Annotated in this window: 19 protein-coding genes; 9 read left to right on the top strand and 10 right to left on the bottom strand. The window is 65.0% G+C overall.

Features of this window, described 5'->3' with window-relative positions:
* Positions 1 to 18: 18 nt before the first annotated feature.
* Both CAP37_RS10575 and CAP37_RS10570 read left to right on the top strand, forming a co-directional pair.
* Entirely contained in the window at positions 19 to 852 is an 834-nt protein-coding gene (locus tag CAP37_RS10575; RefSeq protein WP_086124121.1) for a shikimate dehydrogenase, read from the top strand.
* A gap of 22 nt (positions 853 to 874) precedes the next feature.
* Positions 875 to 1,741: a DMT family transporter gene (locus tag CAP37_RS10570; RefSeq protein ID WP_256926931.1), complete on the top strand. Its 867-nt coding sequence runs from the start codon at positions 875 to 877 to the stop codon at positions 1,739 to 1,741.
* A gap of 12 nt (positions 1,742 to 1,753) precedes the next feature.
* Here CAP37_RS10570 and CAP37_RS10565 read toward each other — a convergent pair whose 3' ends face one another.
* Both CAP37_RS10565 and CAP37_RS10560 read right to left on the bottom strand, forming a co-directional pair.
* Positions 1,754 to 2,611 (bottom strand): sugar phosphate isomerase/epimerase, encoded by an 858-nt coding sequence (locus tag CAP37_RS10565; protein ID WP_086124936.1) that lies wholly within the window; start codon positions 2,609 to 2,611, stop codon positions 1,754 to 1,756.
* Positions 2,612 to 2,660: 49 nt separating this feature from the next.
* Entirely contained in the window at positions 2,661 to 3,575 is a 915-nt protein-coding gene (locus CAP37_RS10560) for a 4-hydroxyphenylpyruvate dioxygenase (RefSeq protein ID WP_086124935.1), read from the bottom strand.
* A 148-nt stretch (positions 3,576 to 3,723) separates the two neighbouring features.
* Between CAP37_RS10560 and CAP37_RS10555 the strand changes: the two genes are divergently transcribed.
* Entirely contained in the window at positions 3,724 to 4,512 is a 789-nt protein-coding gene (locus CAP37_RS10555; protein ID WP_086124119.1) for an IclR family transcriptional regulator C-terminal domain-containing protein, read from the top strand.
* Here CAP37_RS10555 and CAP37_RS10550 read toward each other — a convergent pair whose 3' ends face one another.
* A complete protein-coding gene (locus tag CAP37_RS10550; RefSeq protein ID WP_086124118.1) occupies positions 4,513 to 5,505 on the bottom strand; it encodes an NADPH:quinone oxidoreductase family protein in 993 nt (330 codons plus the stop codon).
* Between the two features lie 125 nt (positions 5,506 to 5,630).
* Between CAP37_RS10550 and surE the strand changes: the two genes are divergently transcribed.
* The 5 genes from surE (at position 5,631) to rlmD (ending at position 10,503) form a co-directional block, all read left to right on the top strand.
* Entirely contained in the window at positions 5,631 to 6,422 is a 792-nt protein-coding gene (gene surE / locus CAP37_RS10545) for a 5'/3'-nucleotidase SurE (RefSeq protein WP_086124117.1), read from the top strand.
* Positions 6,419 to 7,231 (top strand): protein-L-isoaspartate(D-aspartate) O-methyltransferase, encoded by an 813-nt coding sequence (locus CAP37_RS10540; protein WP_256926930.1) that lies wholly within the window; start codon positions 6,419 to 6,421, stop codon positions 7,229 to 7,231. The genes surE and CAP37_RS10540 overlap by 4 nt, the downstream gene beginning before the upstream one ends.
* A 166-nt stretch (positions 7,232 to 7,397) precedes the next feature.
* On the top strand, positions 7,398 to 8,219 hold the full coding sequence (locus CAP37_RS10535) for a peptidoglycan DD-metalloendopeptidase family protein (RefSeq protein ID WP_086124116.1): 822 nt from the start codon (positions 7,398 to 7,400) through the stop codon (positions 8,217 to 8,219).
* A 13-nt stretch (positions 8,220 to 8,232) separates the two neighbouring features.
* On the top strand, positions 8,233 to 9,018 hold the full coding sequence (locus CAP37_RS10530; RefSeq protein ID WP_086124115.1) for a 3'-5' exonuclease: 786 nt from the start codon (positions 8,233 to 8,235) through the stop codon (positions 9,016 to 9,018).
* Positions 9,019 to 9,030: 12 nt separating this feature from the next.
* Positions 9,031 to 10,503, top strand: coding sequence for a 23S rRNA (uracil(1939)-C(5))-methyltransferase RlmD (gene rlmD / locus CAP37_RS10525; protein ID WP_086124114.1), 1,473 nt, complete (start codon positions 9,031 to 9,033; stop codon positions 10,501 to 10,503).
* A 7-nt stretch (positions 10,504 to 10,510) separates the two neighbouring features.
* On the opposite strand, the gene CAP37_RS10520 is transcribed toward rlmD, so the two are convergent.
* Positions 10,511 to 10,882 (bottom strand): hypothetical protein, encoded by a 372-nt coding sequence (locus CAP37_RS10520; RefSeq protein WP_256926929.1) that lies wholly within the window; start codon positions 10,880 to 10,882, stop codon positions 10,511 to 10,513.
* A gap of 111 nt (positions 10,883 to 10,993) precedes the next feature.
* Positions 10,994 to 11,689, bottom strand: coding sequence for a Bax inhibitor-1 family protein (locus tag CAP37_RS10515; RefSeq protein WP_086124933.1), 696 nt, complete (start codon positions 11,687 to 11,689; stop codon positions 10,994 to 10,996).
* Positions 11,690 to 11,937: 248 nt separating this feature from the next.
* On the opposite strand from CAP37_RS10515, the gene CAP37_RS10510 reads away from it, so the two are divergent.
* Positions 11,938 to 12,345, top strand: coding sequence for a heme-binding protein (locus tag CAP37_RS10510; protein WP_086124112.1), 408 nt, complete (start codon positions 11,938 to 11,940; stop codon positions 12,343 to 12,345).
* A gap of 120 nt (positions 12,346 to 12,465) precedes the next feature.
* Here the strand turns inward: CAP37_RS10510 and hemP are convergent, their stop codons facing one another.
* The 5 genes from hemP to CAP37_RS10485 all read right to left on the bottom strand — a co-directional run bounded on the left by hemP (position 12,466) and on the right by CAP37_RS10485 (position 15,910).
* Positions 12,466 to 12,663 carry a hemin uptake protein HemP gene (hemP, locus tag CAP37_RS10505; protein WP_086124111.1) on the bottom strand — a complete coding sequence of 66 codons (198 nt, stop codon included), beginning with the start codon at positions 12,661 to 12,663 and terminating at the stop codon, positions 12,466 to 12,468.
* Positions 12,660 to 13,073: a biopolymer transporter ExbD gene (locus tag CAP37_RS10500; RefSeq protein ID WP_086124110.1), complete on the bottom strand. Its 414-nt coding sequence runs from the start codon at positions 13,071 to 13,073 to the stop codon at positions 12,660 to 12,662. Before CAP37_RS10500 ends, hemP begins: the two co-directional genes overlap by 4 nt.
* An 11-nt stretch (positions 13,074 to 13,084) precedes the next feature.
* Positions 13,085 to 13,834 (bottom strand): MotA/TolQ/ExbB proton channel family protein, encoded by a 750-nt coding sequence (locus CAP37_RS10495; protein WP_086124109.1) that lies wholly within the window; start codon positions 13,832 to 13,834, stop codon positions 13,085 to 13,087.
* 30 nt (positions 13,835 to 13,864) lie between these two features.
* Positions 13,865 to 14,584: an energy transducer TonB gene (locus tag CAP37_RS10490; RefSeq protein ID WP_373271076.1), complete on the bottom strand. Its 720-nt coding sequence runs from the start codon at positions 14,582 to 14,584 to the stop codon at positions 13,865 to 13,867.
* Positions 14,585 to 14,764: 180 nt separating this feature from the next.
* On the bottom strand, positions 14,765 to 15,910 hold the full coding sequence (locus CAP37_RS10485; RefSeq protein ID WP_086124108.1) for an alpha-hydroxy acid oxidase: 1,146 nt from the start codon (positions 15,908 to 15,910) through the stop codon (positions 14,765 to 14,767).
* Positions 15,911 to 15,952 lie beyond the last annotated feature (42 nt).

Below are 15,952 nucleotides of genomic sequence, written 5' to 3'. Positions count from 1 at the left end.
TCCATTCACCTGCTGACCATGATCAACGGCCTCACAGAAATCATCGCCCACATCGGCTACCCGACGCACACCTTCAAGTCGCCGATGATCTACAACCCCTACTTCGAGCAGGTGGGGGTGAACGCGGTGGTGGTGCCCATGGGCTGCCGGGCGCCAGACTACCCGGCATTGCTGAGATCGGTGTTCACGCTGACCAATGTGCGTGGCGCGCTTATCACCATGCCGCACAAGGTGGTCACGGTCGATCTGCTCGACGAAGTGACGCCCACCGTGAAGGTGGCGGGCGCTTGCAATGCGGTCAAACGCACCGACGACGGCCGCCTGGTGGGCGACATGTTCGATGGCGAAGGCTTCGTGCGTGGTGTGCGGCGCAAAGGCCTGGTTCTGTCGGGCGCTCGCGTGCTGGTGGTGGGGTGTGGCGGCGTCGGTTGCAGCATCGCTGCCTCGCTGGCGGGTGCGGGCATTGGCTCGATCGCTCTGCACGACGTGAACCTCACTTCTGCCGAAGCGCTGGCGGGACGCCTGCGGACCTACTATCCGGCCATTGACGTGGCGACGGGCAGCAACGATCCGGCGGGCTTCGACCTGGTGGTCAACGCCACACCCATGGGCATGAACGAGGGCGATCCTTTGCCGCTCGATGTATCGCGCCTCGAAGCCCGCACGTTCGTGGGCGAGGTGGTGATGCGCACGGAAATGACGGCGTTTCTCGCCGCTGCGAAGTCCCGTGGTTGCCGCGTGCAGGTGGGCGCAGACATGCTGTTCGAGCAGATCCCTGCCTATCTGGAATACTTCGGGCTTCCCACCACCACCGCTGATGTGCTGCGGTCGGTGGCTCGCCTGAGCTACTGAGCACGCGTTTCCAGGGCCCTTCTTGTCAGATCCGAGATTTCCGCATCCCGCGCGGGGCATTGCCATGGCGGTGTGCGCCACGCTGTGCTTTGCCTTGCTCGACACCGGATCGCAGTATGTGGGCGCCGTGGTGCCCGTGCTCATGGCGGTGTGGTTGCGCTTTCTGGTGCAGACGGCCATGACATTGCTGCTGCTGTGGCCACGCCAGCGCACCGCCCTCTTCAAGACGCGCAAGCCGGGCTGGCAGTTGCTGCGCGGCACGCTCATGGTGGGTTCGGGCACGGTGGCCTACATGAGCCTGCGCTACGTGCCGGTGGGCGAGTTCACCGCCATCCTCATGCTGGTGCCGCTGGTGATCACGCTGCTGGCGGCGCCGTTGCTTCATGAGCGCGTGCCACCGTTCACGTGGTGGCTGGTGGCGGGTGGCCTGATCGGTGCGCTGATCGTGATCCGGCCCAAGGGCAGTGATTTTCAGGGGGCGATGCTGCTGCCGCTGGGGCTGGTGGTGATCAACGCGGTTTACCAGATCGTCACCAGCCGCATGGTGCGCAGCGAAGACCCCGGCACCATGCATTTCTACACCGGGCTCACCGGCCTGGTGTTCGGCACCTTGTTGCTGCCGTGGTCCTGGGTGCCACTGGGCGACTGGAAACTCTGGGCCATTGTGTCGGTGATGGGGGTGTTCGGCTCGTTGGGGCACTACTTCATGATCCAGGCCTACCACCGCGCACCGGCCTCGCGGCTCACGCCCTACATGTACGCACAGATCGGCTTCGCCACACTGGGCGGCTGGGTGGTGTTTGGTTATGCGCCCGATGCGTGGTCGTTCGCGGGTATTGCGCTCATTGCGCTGTGCGGCGGCTTGGGCGTGCGTGTGCGCCACGGCTGAGCGCCGCGCGCTTCAGCCCTTCAGTCGCATCTGGTTGGGCAGGGGCACCGATCGGCGCAGCACGTCTTCGGCCAGCCAGAGCGCCGAGCGGCGCGCCCGCTCCGCCACCATGGGCAGCGGCATCTGCTGGTAGTCGTCGTTGAACACCTCGAAGCTGTAGTCGCCTGTGTAGCCCAGCCGATCGAGCTTGAGCACGAGGTCGACCAGCTGCTCGCTGTGCACGCCTTCGCCGGGAAACACGCGAAAGGTGCGCGCCGTGGTCATGCGTTCCTCGAAAGTGCGCGTCTCTTGCCACATGAAGTCCGCGAGCTGCACGAGGAAGATCTTCTCGGGGTCGAGGTAGTCGATCTCTTCGAGTGAGGTCTTGGCCGCAAAGATGTGGAAGGAATCCAGGCCGAGGCCCAGGTTGGGGCAGTCGGCGCGGCAGACCACGTCCCAGGCGGTGGTGAACTCGTTGACCGTGCGACCCCATGACAGGCCTTCGTAGGCAATGCGGATGCCCAGTGGAATGGCGAGCATGGCCAGCTTGCGCAGGTCGCGCGCGAGGTGGTCGATGTCCTGCGAGGCGTGGGTGGACGTGGAAGAACAGGCGAGCAGCACGCGGCAATCCAGCGCAGCGCACATTTCGAGCATGCTCTTGGCGATGTCCATCTTGTAGTGATGAAGGTGGCCGGAGAGCCCTTCGAAATCACGCAACACCTGGAACCCGGTGCCGCGCAAGCCGCTGTCCTTGACGGTCTGCACGGCCGCAGTCAAACCGCCCGGGTGACCCACGAGGTCGTTGGCCTTGAGCATGACCTGGGAGAAGCCGGCCGCCTTCATGGCGGCGAGCTTGGCTTCCAGCGGTCCGGCCAGCGTGATGGTGTCCATGCCGAAACCGCTGATGGCTTCGATGGCGTCTCGTTGAGCGTTCACGGGATCAGGCCTTTTCGCTGTGCACGAGCTCGAACACCACCGAGCCCAGGTAGGTTTTGGTGATGGCGCCGCGTTGCTCGGTGTGGGCCGCTTCCGTCTCGACGAATTCCACACCGAGCGCGCGCAGCGCCTTCACGGCGGCCAGCACGTCGGGCACGCCCAGACCGATGCGCTGCAGCCGCTCCTCGGAATCCACCACGTTGATTTCGGGCTCGATGAGCTGCAGCATGAAGCGCCGGGCCGGATCGAGCGCCGGTGTGCGAAGCAGGGTGCCCTTGGGCATGATGCCGAAGCGCTGTTCGTCCGGAATCAGCTCGGTGCCGAAGAGCTCGTTGTAAAACTGGATCCAGTCGTTGCTGCGCTCCGGACCGATGTATTGCACGACGCCAAAGAAATGCACGCCGGCCGTGGCCGGAGGGCGCTGGTCCACCGAGGGGATGGGCACGAAATCGACGTCGTAAATCGAAAACTCGGCGTAGCGGTCGACAAAGTAGATGCGGCTGTTGCCCGCACCGTGGATGGCCGGGATGTTGAGCTCCATCACCTCGGCATGCGTAGGCACCGACCAAGCGCCGCGTTCGAGCACGTAGTGGTAAGCCGAGCGCGCGTCGCGAACGCGCAAGGCCATGGCCGAGATGAACGGCACCTCACCGCCGTGACCGCCGCCACGCGCATCGGTCGGGTGCGCATTGACGACGATGTTGAGCTCGCCCTGGCGGTAGAGCAGCACCTCACGCGAACGGTGGCGTCCGACCGGCCGGAACCCCATCATCTCCAGCACCTGGCCGAGGGCCTGCGGTTTGCTGGTGACGTACTCGATGAACTCGATGCCGTCCAGGCCGAGTGGGTTCGCCGCATCGCTGAAGGACGCCTGCAGCGGTTCGCGGCCGGCGGCCGCGCTGAGGAGAAGATCGCTCATGAAGACACTCGCTTCGGTGGAGGGAAACTGAACGGACTTTAGGGGCAAGCGCGCTTTTTGGCGCAGCATCGTGGCGTCGGCTGTTCGATAATCGCACACAGGCGATCGTCCATCGCTCCTTACTAGGGTTTTTTCCAATGCTGCCCTCATGAAAAAACTGCCCGCCAACCCCGCAGCGCCATCGCTGGAAAGACGCGACTGGATTGCCGGTCTGGAGCGCGGGCTCGCCGTCATTGAGGCCTTCGACGACCAGCACCCGCGCCTGACCGCCAGCCAGGCGGGCGCTCGCTGCAGCATGACGCGCACAGCCGCGCGGCGCTACCTCGCCACGCTCGCCCACCTGGGCTATGTGAGCACCGATGGCAAGCTGTTCTGGCTCACACCGCGCATCCTTCGCCTGGGGCATGCCTACCTGGAGTCTGCGCGCCTGCCCCGCCTGGTGCAGCCGTTTCTGCAAGGCATTGCGGCGGGCACGCACGAAATCGCGTACCTGGCGGTGCTGGATGGCGATGACACGGTATACATCGCCCGCAGCGGCGTGCACCGCCAGATGAACACGGGCTACATGCTCGGCTCGCGCGTGCAGGCTCAAGTGACGGCCGCTGGCATGGCGTTTCTCGCAGGCTTGAGCGAGTCGGCCTCCGACGCCTGGCTGGCCGGTCGCACACTGCGCGCCTACACGCCCTACACCATCTCCAGCAAGGAGCGCTTGCGCAGCGAGCTGCAACGTTTCCGGCGCCAGGGCTGGGCGCTGTCGGAGCAGCAGATGGAGCTGAACTTCCGTGGCCTGGCGGTGCCGCTGTTCGATCGCAACAACGACGTGCAAGGTGCCATCAGCGTGACCATGCCGATCAACCAGGAAACTTCGGCCGATGCCGTGGCGCGCCTGCTGCCGGTGCTCAAGGAAGCGGCGCGCTCCTTGCGCGCGCTGATCTGACTACCCCTTATTCACCATCACCAGTTTGCCTTTGACCGAGCGCGATCCCATGATCGCGTAGGCCTTGTGCAGATCGCGCATGGGCAGGGTCTGATCAATCACGGGTTTCACCTCGCCTTTGGCGTACATGGCCGCGAGGGTCTGCATCATCTGCGCGTTGGCCTTGGGCTCGCGGCGGGCGAAGTCGCCCCAGAACACACCCACGATGCTGGCGCCCTTGAGCAGGGTGAGGTTCAGCGGAAGGCTGGGGATGGGGCCGCTGGCAAAGCCCACCACCAGGTAGCGCCCGCGCCACGCAATGGAGCGAAATGCCGGCTCCGCAAATTCACCACCCACCGGGTCGTAGATCACGTCAGGTCCCTTGCCGTCGGTGAGCTGTTTGATGGCCTCGCGCAGGCCCTCCTTGGGCGTGTGCACGCTGTAGTTGATGGTGGCGTCGGCGCCCTGTTGCCGGCACAGCTCGCATTTTTCATCGCTCGATGCCGCTGCGATCACGCGCGCACCAGCCGCCTTGGCGATCTGGATGGCAGACGTCCCCACGCCGCCCGCCGCACCCAGCACCAGCACGGTTTCGCCGGCCTTCAGCGCTCCCCGGTCCATCAGGGCGTGCCACGAGGTGGCGTAGATCAGGCCGAAGGCAGCGGCATCCACGGCGGGGAAACCGGGCGGCAGCGGCATGCACAGCGCCGCATTCACCACCGCATGCGTGCCAAAGCCCCCCGTGCCGGCCATGCAAGCCACGGTCTGGCCCACTTGAAGGTGTTTCACGCCTTCGCCCACGGCCCGCACCACGCCGGCGTATTCCGAGCCCGGTACGAAGGGCAGGGGAGGCTTGGTCTGGTACTTGTTCTGCACGATCAGCAGGTCGGGGAAATTCAGGCTGGCGGCCTGGATCTCCACCAGCACCTCACCCGCCTTCGGCTCGGGCGTGGGCAGCTCTTTCCAGGTCAGGGCCTCCACGCCCACAGGGTTCTCACACAGCCAGGCTTGCATGGCTTCTCCTCGGTTGGTTGGTCATGAACCGAGCCATGATAGGCAGCGTGGAGCACCACGTTGCAGCGGGTAAGCCCGTTGACTGTCCCGGGCGTGACCTGCTCGATCCACCTAAAATCGCCGCAATGAAAATCCTCATCTCCAACGACGACGGTTACCAGGCGCCGGGCATCGTGGCGCTGTATGAAGCGCTGAAAGGGCTGGCCGATGTGGAGGTGGTGGCCCCCGAGCACAACAACAGCGCCAAGTCCAACGCGCTCAGCCTGCACTCGCCGCTGTATGTGCACACCTCGCACAACGGGTTTCGCTATGTCAATGGCACACCGGCGGATTGCGTGCACATCGCCCTCACCGGGCTGCTCGGGTACCGGCCCGATCTTGTGGTCTCGGGCATCAACAATGGCGCCAACATGGGCGATGACACCATTTACTCGGGCACCGTGGGCGCTGCCATGGAGGGCTACTTGTTCGGCATTCCGGCCATTGCCTTCTCGCAGACGGAAAAGGGCTGGGCCCACCTGGAGGACGCCGGCCGCATGGCGGCCCGGCTGGTGTCGCAGTTGTTGCCTTCGCTGGAGAACGGCCCACCTGCTGATCCCTGGTTGCTCAATGTGAACATTCCCAACCGGCCGCTGGCCGAGATCCGCGGTTTCAAGGTCACGCGTCTGGGACGGCGCCACGCGGCCGAGCAGGTGATTTCGCAGACCAACCCGCGCGGCGACACCATGTACTGGATCGGCAGCGCGGGCAAGGCCAAGGACGATGCCGAAGGCACCGACTTCCACGCCTCGCTGCAGGGCTACGCCACCATCACGCCGCTGCAGGTGGACCTGACAGACCACGACCGGCTGGCCTACTGGGCGCCCACCGCCGCGGCGCTGGCGAATCCCGACCACTCCACGGAGGCCACGCCGTGAAACGCGGTGTGCCCTTGCAGCCGCCACCATCCGTCGCACGTCCTCGACCTGGTTTTCCCGCCAGGCTGGAGACTTCGGCCGCCGCGCCCCGCGCCACGCCTCCAGTGGCTGCGCGAGGCCGCGTGGTCGCACCGTTGGCCAGGCCGGCGGTGCCCAGCGGCGTGGGCATGGACTCTCAAGCCGTGCGCACGGCCCTGGTGCGCAAGATCGAGGCCCAGGGTGTGAGCCATGCCGGCGTGCTGGCGGCTCTGCGTGCGGTGGAGCGTCATCGGTTTGTCGACACCGCGCTGGTCAACCAGGCCTACGAGGACACCAGCCTGCCCATTGGCCTGGGTCAGACCATCTCCAAACCCGGCGTGGTCGCCCGCATGATCGAATTGTTGTGCCAGGGGCGGCCCGAGAAACTAGGTCGCGTGCTTGAAATCGGCACCGGCTGCGGCTACCAGGCTGCGGTGTTGAGCCATGTGGCCCGCGAGGTCTACAGCATCGAGAGGCTCAAGGGCCTGCATGAAAAGGCGCGCGAGAACCTTCGCCCGTTCCGGTTGTCCAATCTTCACCTCCTTTTTGGCGATGGCATGCTGGGCTATGCACGGGGCGCGCCCTATGCGGGCATCATTGCCGCAGCGGGCGGCAACGACATCCCGGATGCCTGGATCGACCAGCTGGCCGTGGGTGGCCGGCTGGTGGCGCCAGCGGTGACCGGCGCGGGCCGGCAGAATCTGGTGGTGGTAGAAAAGACTGCCACTGGCGTGGTGCGCACCGAACTGGAAGCGGTCATGTTTGTGCCTCTAAAATCAGGAATCGCATGAGCTGGTGCTTGTCTCCGACAACGCAGCTGTTTTTCTTACAGGGCCTGTGCCTCAACGACGCACAGTGCCCACGCCAACGGTGGGAGTCTTCATGAACGAGCGTGTTTTCCAGTTGCAGGGTCTTCCCCAGAAGTCGGGGCGCTCGGCATGGCAAGGCGCCGCTGTCATGACCGTGCTGGCCGTGTTGCTGGTGACGGCCGGTTGCTCCACGCGCCGCGTGTCGGGTCCGGCACCGGTGGAAGACCGCGGTGCGGTCCGCTCCGGCCCGGAGGCGGTGGTGGTGATGCCCGGCGCCGAGAACGCCGGCAAGCCGGGCTACTACACCGTGAAACCGGGAGACACCCTGTACCGGATCGCCCTGGACAACGGCCAGAACTGGCGCGACATCCAGAACTGGAACAGCCTGGCGAATGCCAACTCGATCGAAGTGGGTCAGGTGCTTCGCGTGCAGCCACCTGTCACGGCTGCGGTCACAGCGCCTCCCCCCGTTGCAGCGCCCACCGCGCCATCCACCAGCCCGGTGGCGAGTTCAGGCGTGACGGCCCGCCCCCTGACCGAGGCCGCACCGCCCACACCGATTCCGGCCGCCCCGCCGGCGCAGCCCCCCGCAGCAGGCGGAGACGAGATCGGCTTCATCTGGCCGGCGCAGGGAACCGTCATCACGCCGTTCGACGAGGCCAACAACAAGGGCGTTTCCATTGCGGGCAAGATCGGCGACCCCGTGATCGCGGCGGCCGATGGGCGTGTGGTTTATGCGGGTGCGGGTCTGCGGGGCTACGGCAACCTCATCATCCTCAAGCACAACAACACCTACCTCACCGCCTACGCGCACAACCAGGCGCTGCTGGTGCGGGAAGACCAGGCGGTGCGACAGGGCCAGAAGATCGCCGAGATGGGCAGCAGCGATACCGACCGCGTGAAGCTCCATTTCGAGGTGCGCCGGCTCGGCAAGCCGGTCGATCCCATGGGCCACCTGCCCAAGCGCTGAGACGGCGCGCTGCATGGTCTGGCCCGTCCTCGTTTTCGACATCGAGTCCATCCCCGACGTTGACGGACTTCGCGCCTTGCGCGGCGCGCCTGCCGAAGAGACGGACGAGCAGGTGTATGCCGCCTGGCTTGCCCAGCGCAAGGAAAAAGGGCAGAGCGATTTCATGCCCCTGCACCTGCAGCGTGTGCTGGTCATCAGCTGCGTGCTGCGCGATGCCACCGGCATCCACATCCGCTCGTTTGTCGACCGGGACGGCCAGAGCGAAGGCAAGGTCGTGCAGAACTTTTTCAGGTCCATCGACAACAAGGTCCCCCAGCTCGTGAGCTGGAACGGTGGCGGATTCGATCTGCCGGTGTTGCACTACCGGGGTCTGCGCCATGGAGTGGAGGCCAGCAAGTACTGGGACCTCGGCGAGGATGATCGCGAGTTCAAATGGAACAACTACATCAGCCGCTACCACATGCGCCACCTGGACCTGATGGACCTGCTGGCCATGTACTCGCCCAAGAACAATGCGCCACTCGACGCCATGGCCAAGCTGTGCGGCTTTCCGGGCAAGCTCGGCATGGACGGCTCGCAGGTGTACGCGCAGTACCTCGCGGGCCAGACCGAAGACATTCGCCGCTATTGTGAAACCGACGTCATGAACACCTACCTGGTGTATTGCCGTTTCCAGAAAATGCGCGGTGGTCTTACCGAAGCTGAGTACGAGCAGGAAATCGCGATGGTGAAGGAGACACTGGGCAACCTCGCGCCCAGTGAAGCGCATTGGGATGAATATCTCAAGGCCTGGGCCTGAGACAATCGGTGGATGACAGCGTCCACCCTTCACGAAAACAGCCTTCTCACCACCGCCAGCGCGGCGGCCCACGACACGCCGGAAAATCCGCTCCCTGACGGCTGGCTCGCCGTGGAATCCCTGGACATCGACGCCCAGGGCATCGCCCGCCGTCCCGATGGCAAGGTGGTTTTCATCGAGGGTGCTTTGCCCTTCGAGCACGTCAGCCTGAACGTACACCGCAAAAAGAACAACTGGGAAGCCGGCACAGTGACCGCTGTTCACCGCGAGTCCTCGCAGCGGGTGCGCCCTGGGTGTCCGCATTTCGGCCTGCACGCGGGTGCCTGTGGCGGCTGCAAGATGCAGCACCTGCACGAATCGGCGCAGGTCGCGATCAAGCAGCGCGTGCTGGAAGACAACCTCTGGCACCTGGGCAAGGTCAAGGCCGACAACCTGCTGCGTCCCATTGAAGGCCCGGCCTGGGGTTACCGTTACCGCGCTCGCTTGTCGGTGCGCCATGTGCACAAGAAAGGCGAGGTGCTGATCGGTTTTCACGAACGCAAGAGCCGCTACGTGGCCGACATGAAGGTCTGCCCGGTTCTTCCCCCTCACGTGAGCGCCATGCTGCTCCCGCTGCGCGCCCTCATCTTCGAGATGGACGCGCGCGAAACCTGCCCGCAGATCGAGCTGGCTTGTGGCGATGAGGTCACCGCCCTGGTGTTGCGGCACCTTGAACCCCTGAGCGAGGCCGATCTGGCTCGCTTGCGAGCCTTCGCCACCGCGCACAGCGTGCAGTGGTGGCTGCAGTCCAAAGGGCCTGAAACGGTGAAGTTGCTGGACCAGGGCGGTGCGACCCTGTCGTATGCGCTGCCTGAATTCGGCATCCAGATGCCCTTCAAGCCGACCGATTTCACGCAGGTCAATCCGTTCATCAATCGCGTGCTGGTGGCGCGTGCACTGCGCCTGCTGGATGCGCGCTCCAACGAGCGCGTGATCGACTGGTTCTGTGGCCTGGGCAATTTCACCCTGCCCATTGCAACCACGGCCGGTGAGGTACTGGGTATCGAAGGCAGCGAGACACTGGTCGCGCGATCGCGCGAAAACTTGGCGGGCAACCAGGTGGGGCGCGATCGGCCGCTTGCGCCCACCACGTTCGCGGCGCGCAACCTGTTCGAGATGACGCCGGAGCAACTGGTGGCCGATGGCGTTGCGCAGAAGTGGCTGGTCGATCCGCCGCGCGAGGGCGCATTTGCCCTGGCCAAAGCCATGGCCGATCTGCACCAGCATCCCGCGATGCGTGCAGGCTGGACACCTCCGCAGCGCATCGTCTACGTGAGTTGCAATCCGGCCACGCTGGCGCGCGATGCAGGGCTGCTGGTGCACCAGGCGGGTTACCGCTGTGCCGCAGCTGGCGTGGTCAACATGTTTGCGCATACCGCGCACGTGGAAAGCATGGCGGTGTTCGAGCTGGATCCGTCACGCGTGCCGGGCGACGGCAGCGTTTGAATTCAGATCAGGAGGTGCGGGCCGCGCTGGCCGGTTTGTCGCCGTGGGCGGCGTCTCCAGCTTTGCCCTGCGCCGGGCTGGGGGTGGGCTCGGCAGGCATGCCCACGATCGAGTTTTCCCGCATGTACTCGTCCATTTCCCGCCAGCCGGCGAAAACCGCGGCCTTGCCGGCACGGGGGTAGTTGCCGAAGCAGTCCTCGATGCTGCGCACCGCGTGGCGGCAGGCGCTGCCAATGGCCTTGCCTTCGGCTTCCTTCTTGGCGTTGACCTGCGTGGCCGTTTCGATGCCCAGCGCCTCGCAGCCGCTCAACAGCGTGGCGGCGCTCAGGATGCAGAGGGTGAAGACGGTGTGGCGCATGGCAGGGTGGGTGGTTTCCATGATGTTTCGGCGCTTTGGGCCAGAACTTGACGCTGGGAAGCGGAAATATTCCTCGGCACGCGCCCAACAAAAAAGGACCCGAAGGTCCCTTTTTGTTGGTTTCGCGGGCAGTTACTCGCGGTCGCCGCCAAACAGGCCCAGCATCATCAGCAGGCTCTGGAAGATGTTGAACAGGCTCAGGTACAGGCCCAGGGTGGCGGTAATGTAGTTGGTTTCGCCACCATCCACGATGCGCTTCAGGTCATACAGCAGGTACAGACTGAACACCACGATGGCCAGGGTGGCGATGGCAGCCATGCCGGCGGTGCTGCCCACAAAGACGTTGATGATGGCGCCGATCATGATCGCCAGGGCGCCCACGAACAGCCACTTGCCCATGCCGGACAGGTCGCGCTTGATGACCGTGGACAGGTTGGCCATGATGAAGAACACGCCTGCCGTGCCGCCGAAAGCGGTCATGATGAGGCTGGAGCCGTTCGAGAAACCGAGCACCATCGCCAGCAGGCGCGAGAGCATCAGGCCCATGAAGAAGGTGAAGCCCAGCAGCACCGGCACACCGGCAGCGGAGTTCTTGGTCTTTTCAATGGCGAACATGAACGCAAACGCTCCGCCCAGGAAGACGATCAGGCCCAGTCCCCCGGTCAGGCTGGCGGTGATCCCGGTCTGCACGCCGATCCAGGCGCCCAGCACGGTGGGCAGCATGGACAGCGCCAGCAGCCAGTAGGTGTTGCGCATGACTTTGTTGCGCTGCGCATCGGTGGAAACCGCGGTGCCGAAGCGGCCGCTGGTCTGTACGTGGTCGGTCATGGTGGTGATCTCCTTCATCATCTGACACTCGGGGCCGGTGACAGCAGGCAGGATGCCCGCGCAACCGGTGAAACTGCATTGTAGGGCTCTGGGTCGCCAGGGAGACAGCGGGGCGGAAAACACCGATTTGGTAAGGTCACTTGTGCCTTCCAGCACCACAATCTCGGCGTTATCGTTCCCGTTGCACACCTCTGGCAGCTGCATTGCCGCCTGCAACACTCTCTGATCGTCAATTTAGGACCAAGTTCATGAAAAACAAGCCCGTTCTCGACAATGCCGACGTCAAACTGATCGCCGCTGCCGCCGAAGCCGAGGCGTTGAAGAACCAGTGGGCAGTGACCATCGCCATCGTGGATGACGGCGGCCACCTGCTTTCGCTGCAGCGTCTTGATGGCGCCGCCGCCATTTCAGCTCACATTGCACCCGCAAAGGCGCACACCGCTGCCATGGGCCGGCGCGAGAGCAAGATTTACGAGGACATCATCAACCAGGGCCGCACGTCTTTCCTGAGCGCACCGCAGCTGGCGGGCATGCTCGAAGGTGGCGTCCCGATCATGAAAGACGGGCAATGCCTGGGGGCGGTGGGTGTGAGCGGGGTGAAGTCGACCGAGGATGCTCAGGTCGCGCGCGCGGGGATTGCAGCCATCGGGCTGTAAAAAAATGCCTGGCTAGTGAGGTGGAGTACCCCTTGGCTGGCTAAAAACGACGCTCGGGGAAAGTGAGATCCCCGGGTCGCCCCACGATGAAAAAACGTTTGCCGGTAAAAATGCCCGGTGCTATTTGGTAAGAATCAGTTTGCCCTGCCGCGTGGTCTGCAGCCTGTAGAGCGAGCCGTTGTGATCGATCGCCACTGCCTTCTGGCCACGCAGCAGGGTGGCGCTGGGCAAAACCGGGAGCTCGGAGCCCGCCAGGGGCGCGGGTGCGTCGCTGTGCAGCTCGCGGTCGGTGGGTGGCGAAGGCACTTGTGTGTTCATGGTGCAGCTGGCTCCGTGATGAAGCCGATCTTGCGCACGCCAGCGCGCTGCGCCGATGCCATGGCCAGGGCCACGCGCTCGTACCGCACCGCCTTGTCGCCGCGGATGTGCAGCTCAGGTTGCGGCTCTTTTGCCGCTGCGGCCTGCAGACGGGCGGTGAAGTCGGCGTCGTCCACGCGCTGCTCGTTCCAGAAGTAGACCCCATCGGCATCCACCGACAGGCGAATGTTCTCAGGCTTGTCCACCACCTTCTCCAAGCTGGCCTGCGGCAGCTCGATGTTCACCGCGTGCTTGATCACGGGCACGGTGATGATGAAGATGATCAGCAGCACCAGCATCACGTCGATGAACGGGATCATGTTGATCTCGCTCATCATCTCGTCGCTGTCCTGGGTGGTTCCTATGGCCATGGCGGTGCTCCTTACTGGGCTTTCTTCATGGGCAGCACCTTGCCGTCACCGCTCGCGGTGACGCGCGCTCCGGTCACGAAGTAGGCGTGCAGGTCGTGTGCGAAACGGTTGAGCTGATGGCTGATGCCCTTGTTGCCGCGCACCAGGGCGTTGTAGCCCAGCACGGCGGGAATCGCCACCAGCAGGCCCAGCGCCGTCATGATCAAGGCCTCGCCGATGGGACCCGCCACCTGGTCGATGCTGACCTGACCGGCCGCACCAATGCTGAGAAGGGCGTGGTAGATGCCCCAGACGGTGCCGAACAGACCCACGAAGGGCGCGGTGGAGGCCACCGAGGCCAGCACTGACAGGCCGCTTTGTGCGCGGGCGGTGAAGTCGTCCACACTCTTGCGAAGCGAGCGCTCCACCCAGTCGCTCACGTCCAGACTGTCGTGCAACTGGCGTTGCGGTGGCATGCCGTTGTGGCCGTCCTTGTGCAGGATGTGGCGGGTGGACTCACGGCCTTCGAGGGCGACCGCGCGAAACGGGTTGCCTTCGGGCGAGCCGAGCTTGTCCAGCCCTTCGGCGAAGTCGGCGCTGTGCCAGAAGCCTTCAACACCTTTGGCTTGCGCGCGCTGGGCGCGCTGGTCCAGCGCCTTCCACAGAATGATGACCCAGGTGGCGAGCGACATGAGCAGCAGCACGATGGCGACCGAACGTGTGACCCAGTCGCCCTGCGTCCAGACGTGGGCGAGGCCCGATGATGCGATTTGCGGTTCCATGATGCTGCTGACTCCTGCGAAAAGGGTGACTTATTCCAAGACGAAATTGATCGGGATGTTGAACCACATCGCCTCTGGCACACCCGCGCGCTTGCCGGGTACGTAGCGCCACCGCAGCACGGTCTGCACGGCGGTCTGGTCCAGCCGCTCGAAGCCACTGGAGCGCTGCACTTCGGCGCGCGAAGCGGTGCCATCGAGCTGGATGAAGGCGCGCACGACCACGCGGCCCTGCTCGCCCAGGCGCTTCGACATCGGCGGGTAGGGCGGTGGCGGGTTCTTGAGGTAGTCGGCGTTGCTAGAAGGCAATTCGATTCGCGGCGGTGCAGGCGGCGCAGGCGGGGCCGGCGGCGGCGCAGCCGCGACGATCGGCTCTGGTGGGGCAGGTGGAGCCGGTGGCGCGACCGGAACCACCGGCGCCAGTGGCATGGGCTCGGGCGCCGCAACGGGTTGGGGCTGAGGTTGCGGAACAGGGCGCGGCCTGGGCTTGGGCGGCGTGGGGGCTGCCACCACCGGCGCTGGCGGCGGCGGTTCGGCGACGGGTTGAGGAGGCTCGATCAACTCGGCCAGCACCTGCACGGGGATCACGATTTCCATGGCCCGGCGCAGCAATCCACTTTGCAGCGCCCACACGGCCAGCACGTGCAGTCCGAGGACGGATAGCACGATGGCAACGCGACGGTTCAGGCGGCGCGGCATGGCGTCCAGAGGTGCGGGAAAGTTCAGCGCAGGGTTTGCGCGGGCGAGGGTCATGAGCTTAGCGAAATCGAGGGCCGCCAGGCTGGGTCAATGGCGAAAAACCCACCACACGGCGAGCAGGAGCAGCAGAACACTGGCTCCCAGAACGGTCAATCCGGTGGTCATGGTGGCTCCTTTCGCTGGGCATCGGTGTTTGCATATGGGAGTCATTCTAAACAAGAATGTTTCGCATTCTCAAGAAAAGTTGAAAAAGTCCTGATTTTTCCTGGCTCTGGTGGCCATGGGAACCTTGCCTGCGTCTGCCAGCGTACGGCAGCCAGTGAGAGCCATGGCGATTTCGAGTTCGTCGCGCAACAAGCGGAGCACATGCGCCACGCCCTGCGCGCCCGCGTTGGCCAGACCATGCAGCACCGGGCGCCCCACCAGCACGGCCGACGCGCCAAGGGCCATCGCTTTCAACACGTCGCTGCCGCGACGGATGCCGCCGTCCACCAGCAAAGGTACTCGGCCTTGAACGGTCTCAACGAGCGCTGGCAGTGCGGCGGCGGTGGTGATGGCGGTGTCAAGCGTGCGGCCACCGTGGTTGGACACGATCAACCCGGCGATGCCGTGTTCGATGGCCAGCCTTGCGTCGTCTGCGTGCAGCACGCCTTTCAGCAGCACCGGCAGGCGAGTGACCGAGCGCAGCCACGACACATCGTCCCAGGTGGGCGCATGGAGCAGCAGGTCGTCGAACAGGGCGCTCTGCGCTGCCGGGAGCGTGGCGGGTGGAGGTGACCGCAGGCCGTCGAGGTTGACGGCGCGCACGCCGGCAGGCAGGCGAAAGCCGGCGCGGCGCTCACGGTCCCGCGCTCCCTGCACCGGCGCGTCGACCGTGAGGACCAGCGCCTCGTAGCCTGCCGCCTCGGCCCGTTGCACCAGATCGCGGGTGAAAGCGCGGTCGGGTTGCAGATAGAGCTGGAACCACAGCGGGCCGCGATCCTCGCCGGGCAGGAAGGTGCCGGCCACGTCCTCCAGCCGGCAGCTGGCCTGCGTGCTCACCACCAGTCCGGCGCCCAGCGCAGCGGCGGCCAGTGCCGTGGCGAGTTCTCCATCGGGATGGGCGAGCCGGTGAAAAGCCATCGGCGCGACAAGGATCGGGTGGGGGCGTTCGCGGCCCAGCAGTTCGATGCGCGTGTGCCCGCCTGCCAGAGGCCGCAGCACGCGCGGAATCAGCTCCAGTTCGCGCCAGGCCTCGATGTTCCGGCCATGGGTCAATTCGTCTGCTGCAGCGCCGAACAGGTAGGCCCAGGTCGGGTCATCGAGCACCTCGCGGGCGTAGCGTTCGTGGTCGCCCAGCGACGCGAGGCCACTGGGCAGATCGTGCGGGGCTGTGCGCATGAAAATGCTCGATATAATTAGGAACAATTCGCATTATCGTTC

The sequence above is a fragment of the Hydrogenophaga sp. IBVHS1 genome, assembly GCF_002127265.1.
In the GTDB taxonomy this organism is placed as follows: Bacteria; Pseudomonadota; Gammaproteobacteria; order Burkholderiales; family Burkholderiaceae_C; genus Hydrogenophaga.
Note: the sequence above shows the minus strand (reverse complement) of the source record. Positions and strands in the feature narration are given on the sequence as shown.

What these genes read in the sequence shown, in the direction of transcription:
- CAP37_RS10495 (WP_086124109.1), bottom strand. Translation starts at nt 13,834, where the DNA reads ATGGAACCGCAAATCGCATCATCGGGCCTCGCCCACGTCTGGACGCAG.
- CAP37_RS10555 (WP_086124119.1), top strand. Translation starts at nt 3,724, where the DNA reads ATGAAAAAACTGCCCGCCAACCCCGCAGCGCCATCGCTGGAAAGACGC.
- CAP37_RS10500 (WP_086124110.1), bottom strand. Translation starts at nt 13,073, where the DNA reads ATGGCCATAGGAACCACCCAGGACAGCGACGAGATGATGAGCGAGATC.
- CAP37_RS10485 (WP_086124108.1), bottom strand. Translation starts at nt 15,910, where the DNA reads ATGCGCACAGCCCCGCACGATCTGCCCAGTGGCCTCGCGTCGCTGGGC.
- CAP37_RS10550 (WP_086124118.1), bottom strand. Translation starts at nt 5,505, where the DNA reads ATGCAAGCCTGGCTGTGTGAGAACCCTGTGGGCGTGGAGGCCCTGACC.
- CAP37_RS10520 (WP_256926929.1), bottom strand. Translation starts at nt 10,882, where the DNA reads ATGGAAACCACCCACCCTGCCATGCGCCACACCGTCTTCACCCTCTGC.
- CAP37_RS10515 (WP_086124933.1), bottom strand. Translation starts at nt 11,689, where the DNA reads ATGACCGACCACGTACAGACCAGCGGCCGCTTCGGCACCGCGGTTTCC.
- CAP37_RS10510 (WP_086124112.1), top strand. Translation starts at nt 11,938, where the DNA reads ATGAAAAACAAGCCCGTTCTCGACAATGCCGACGTCAAACTGATCGCC.
- surE (WP_086124117.1), top strand. Translation starts at nt 5,631, where the DNA reads ATGAAAATCCTCATCTCCAACGACGACGGTTACCAGGCGCCGGGCATC.
- CAP37_RS10490 (WP_373271076.1), bottom strand. Translation starts at nt 14,584, where the DNA reads ATGACCCTCGCCCGCGCAAACCCTGCGCTGAACTTTCCCGCACCTCTG.
- CAP37_RS10560 (WP_086124935.1), bottom strand. Translation starts at nt 3,575, where the DNA reads ATGAGCGATCTTCTCCTCAGCGCGGCCGCCGGCCGCGAACCGCTGCAG.
- CAP37_RS10565 (WP_086124936.1), bottom strand. Translation starts at nt 2,611, where the DNA reads ATGGACACCATCACGCTGGCCGGACCGCTGGAAGCCAAGCTCGCCGCC.
- hemP (WP_086124111.1), bottom strand. Translation starts at nt 12,663, where the DNA reads ATGAACACACAAGTGCCTTCGCCACCCACCGACCGCGAGCTGCACAGC.
- rlmD (WP_086124114.1), top strand. Translation starts at nt 9,031, where the DNA reads ATGACAGCGTCCACCCTTCACGAAAACAGCCTTCTCACCACCGCCAGC.
- CAP37_RS10530 (WP_086124115.1), top strand. Translation starts at nt 8,233, where the DNA reads ATGGTCTGGCCCGTCCTCGTTTTCGACATCGAGTCCATCCCCGACGTT.
- CAP37_RS10575 (WP_086124121.1), top strand. Translation starts at nt 19, where the DNA reads ATGATCAACGGCCTCACAGAAATCATCGCCCACATCGGCTACCCGACG.
- CAP37_RS10535 (WP_086124116.1), top strand. Translation starts at nt 7,398, where the DNA reads ATGACCGTGCTGGCCGTGTTGCTGGTGACGGCCGGTTGCTCCACGCGC.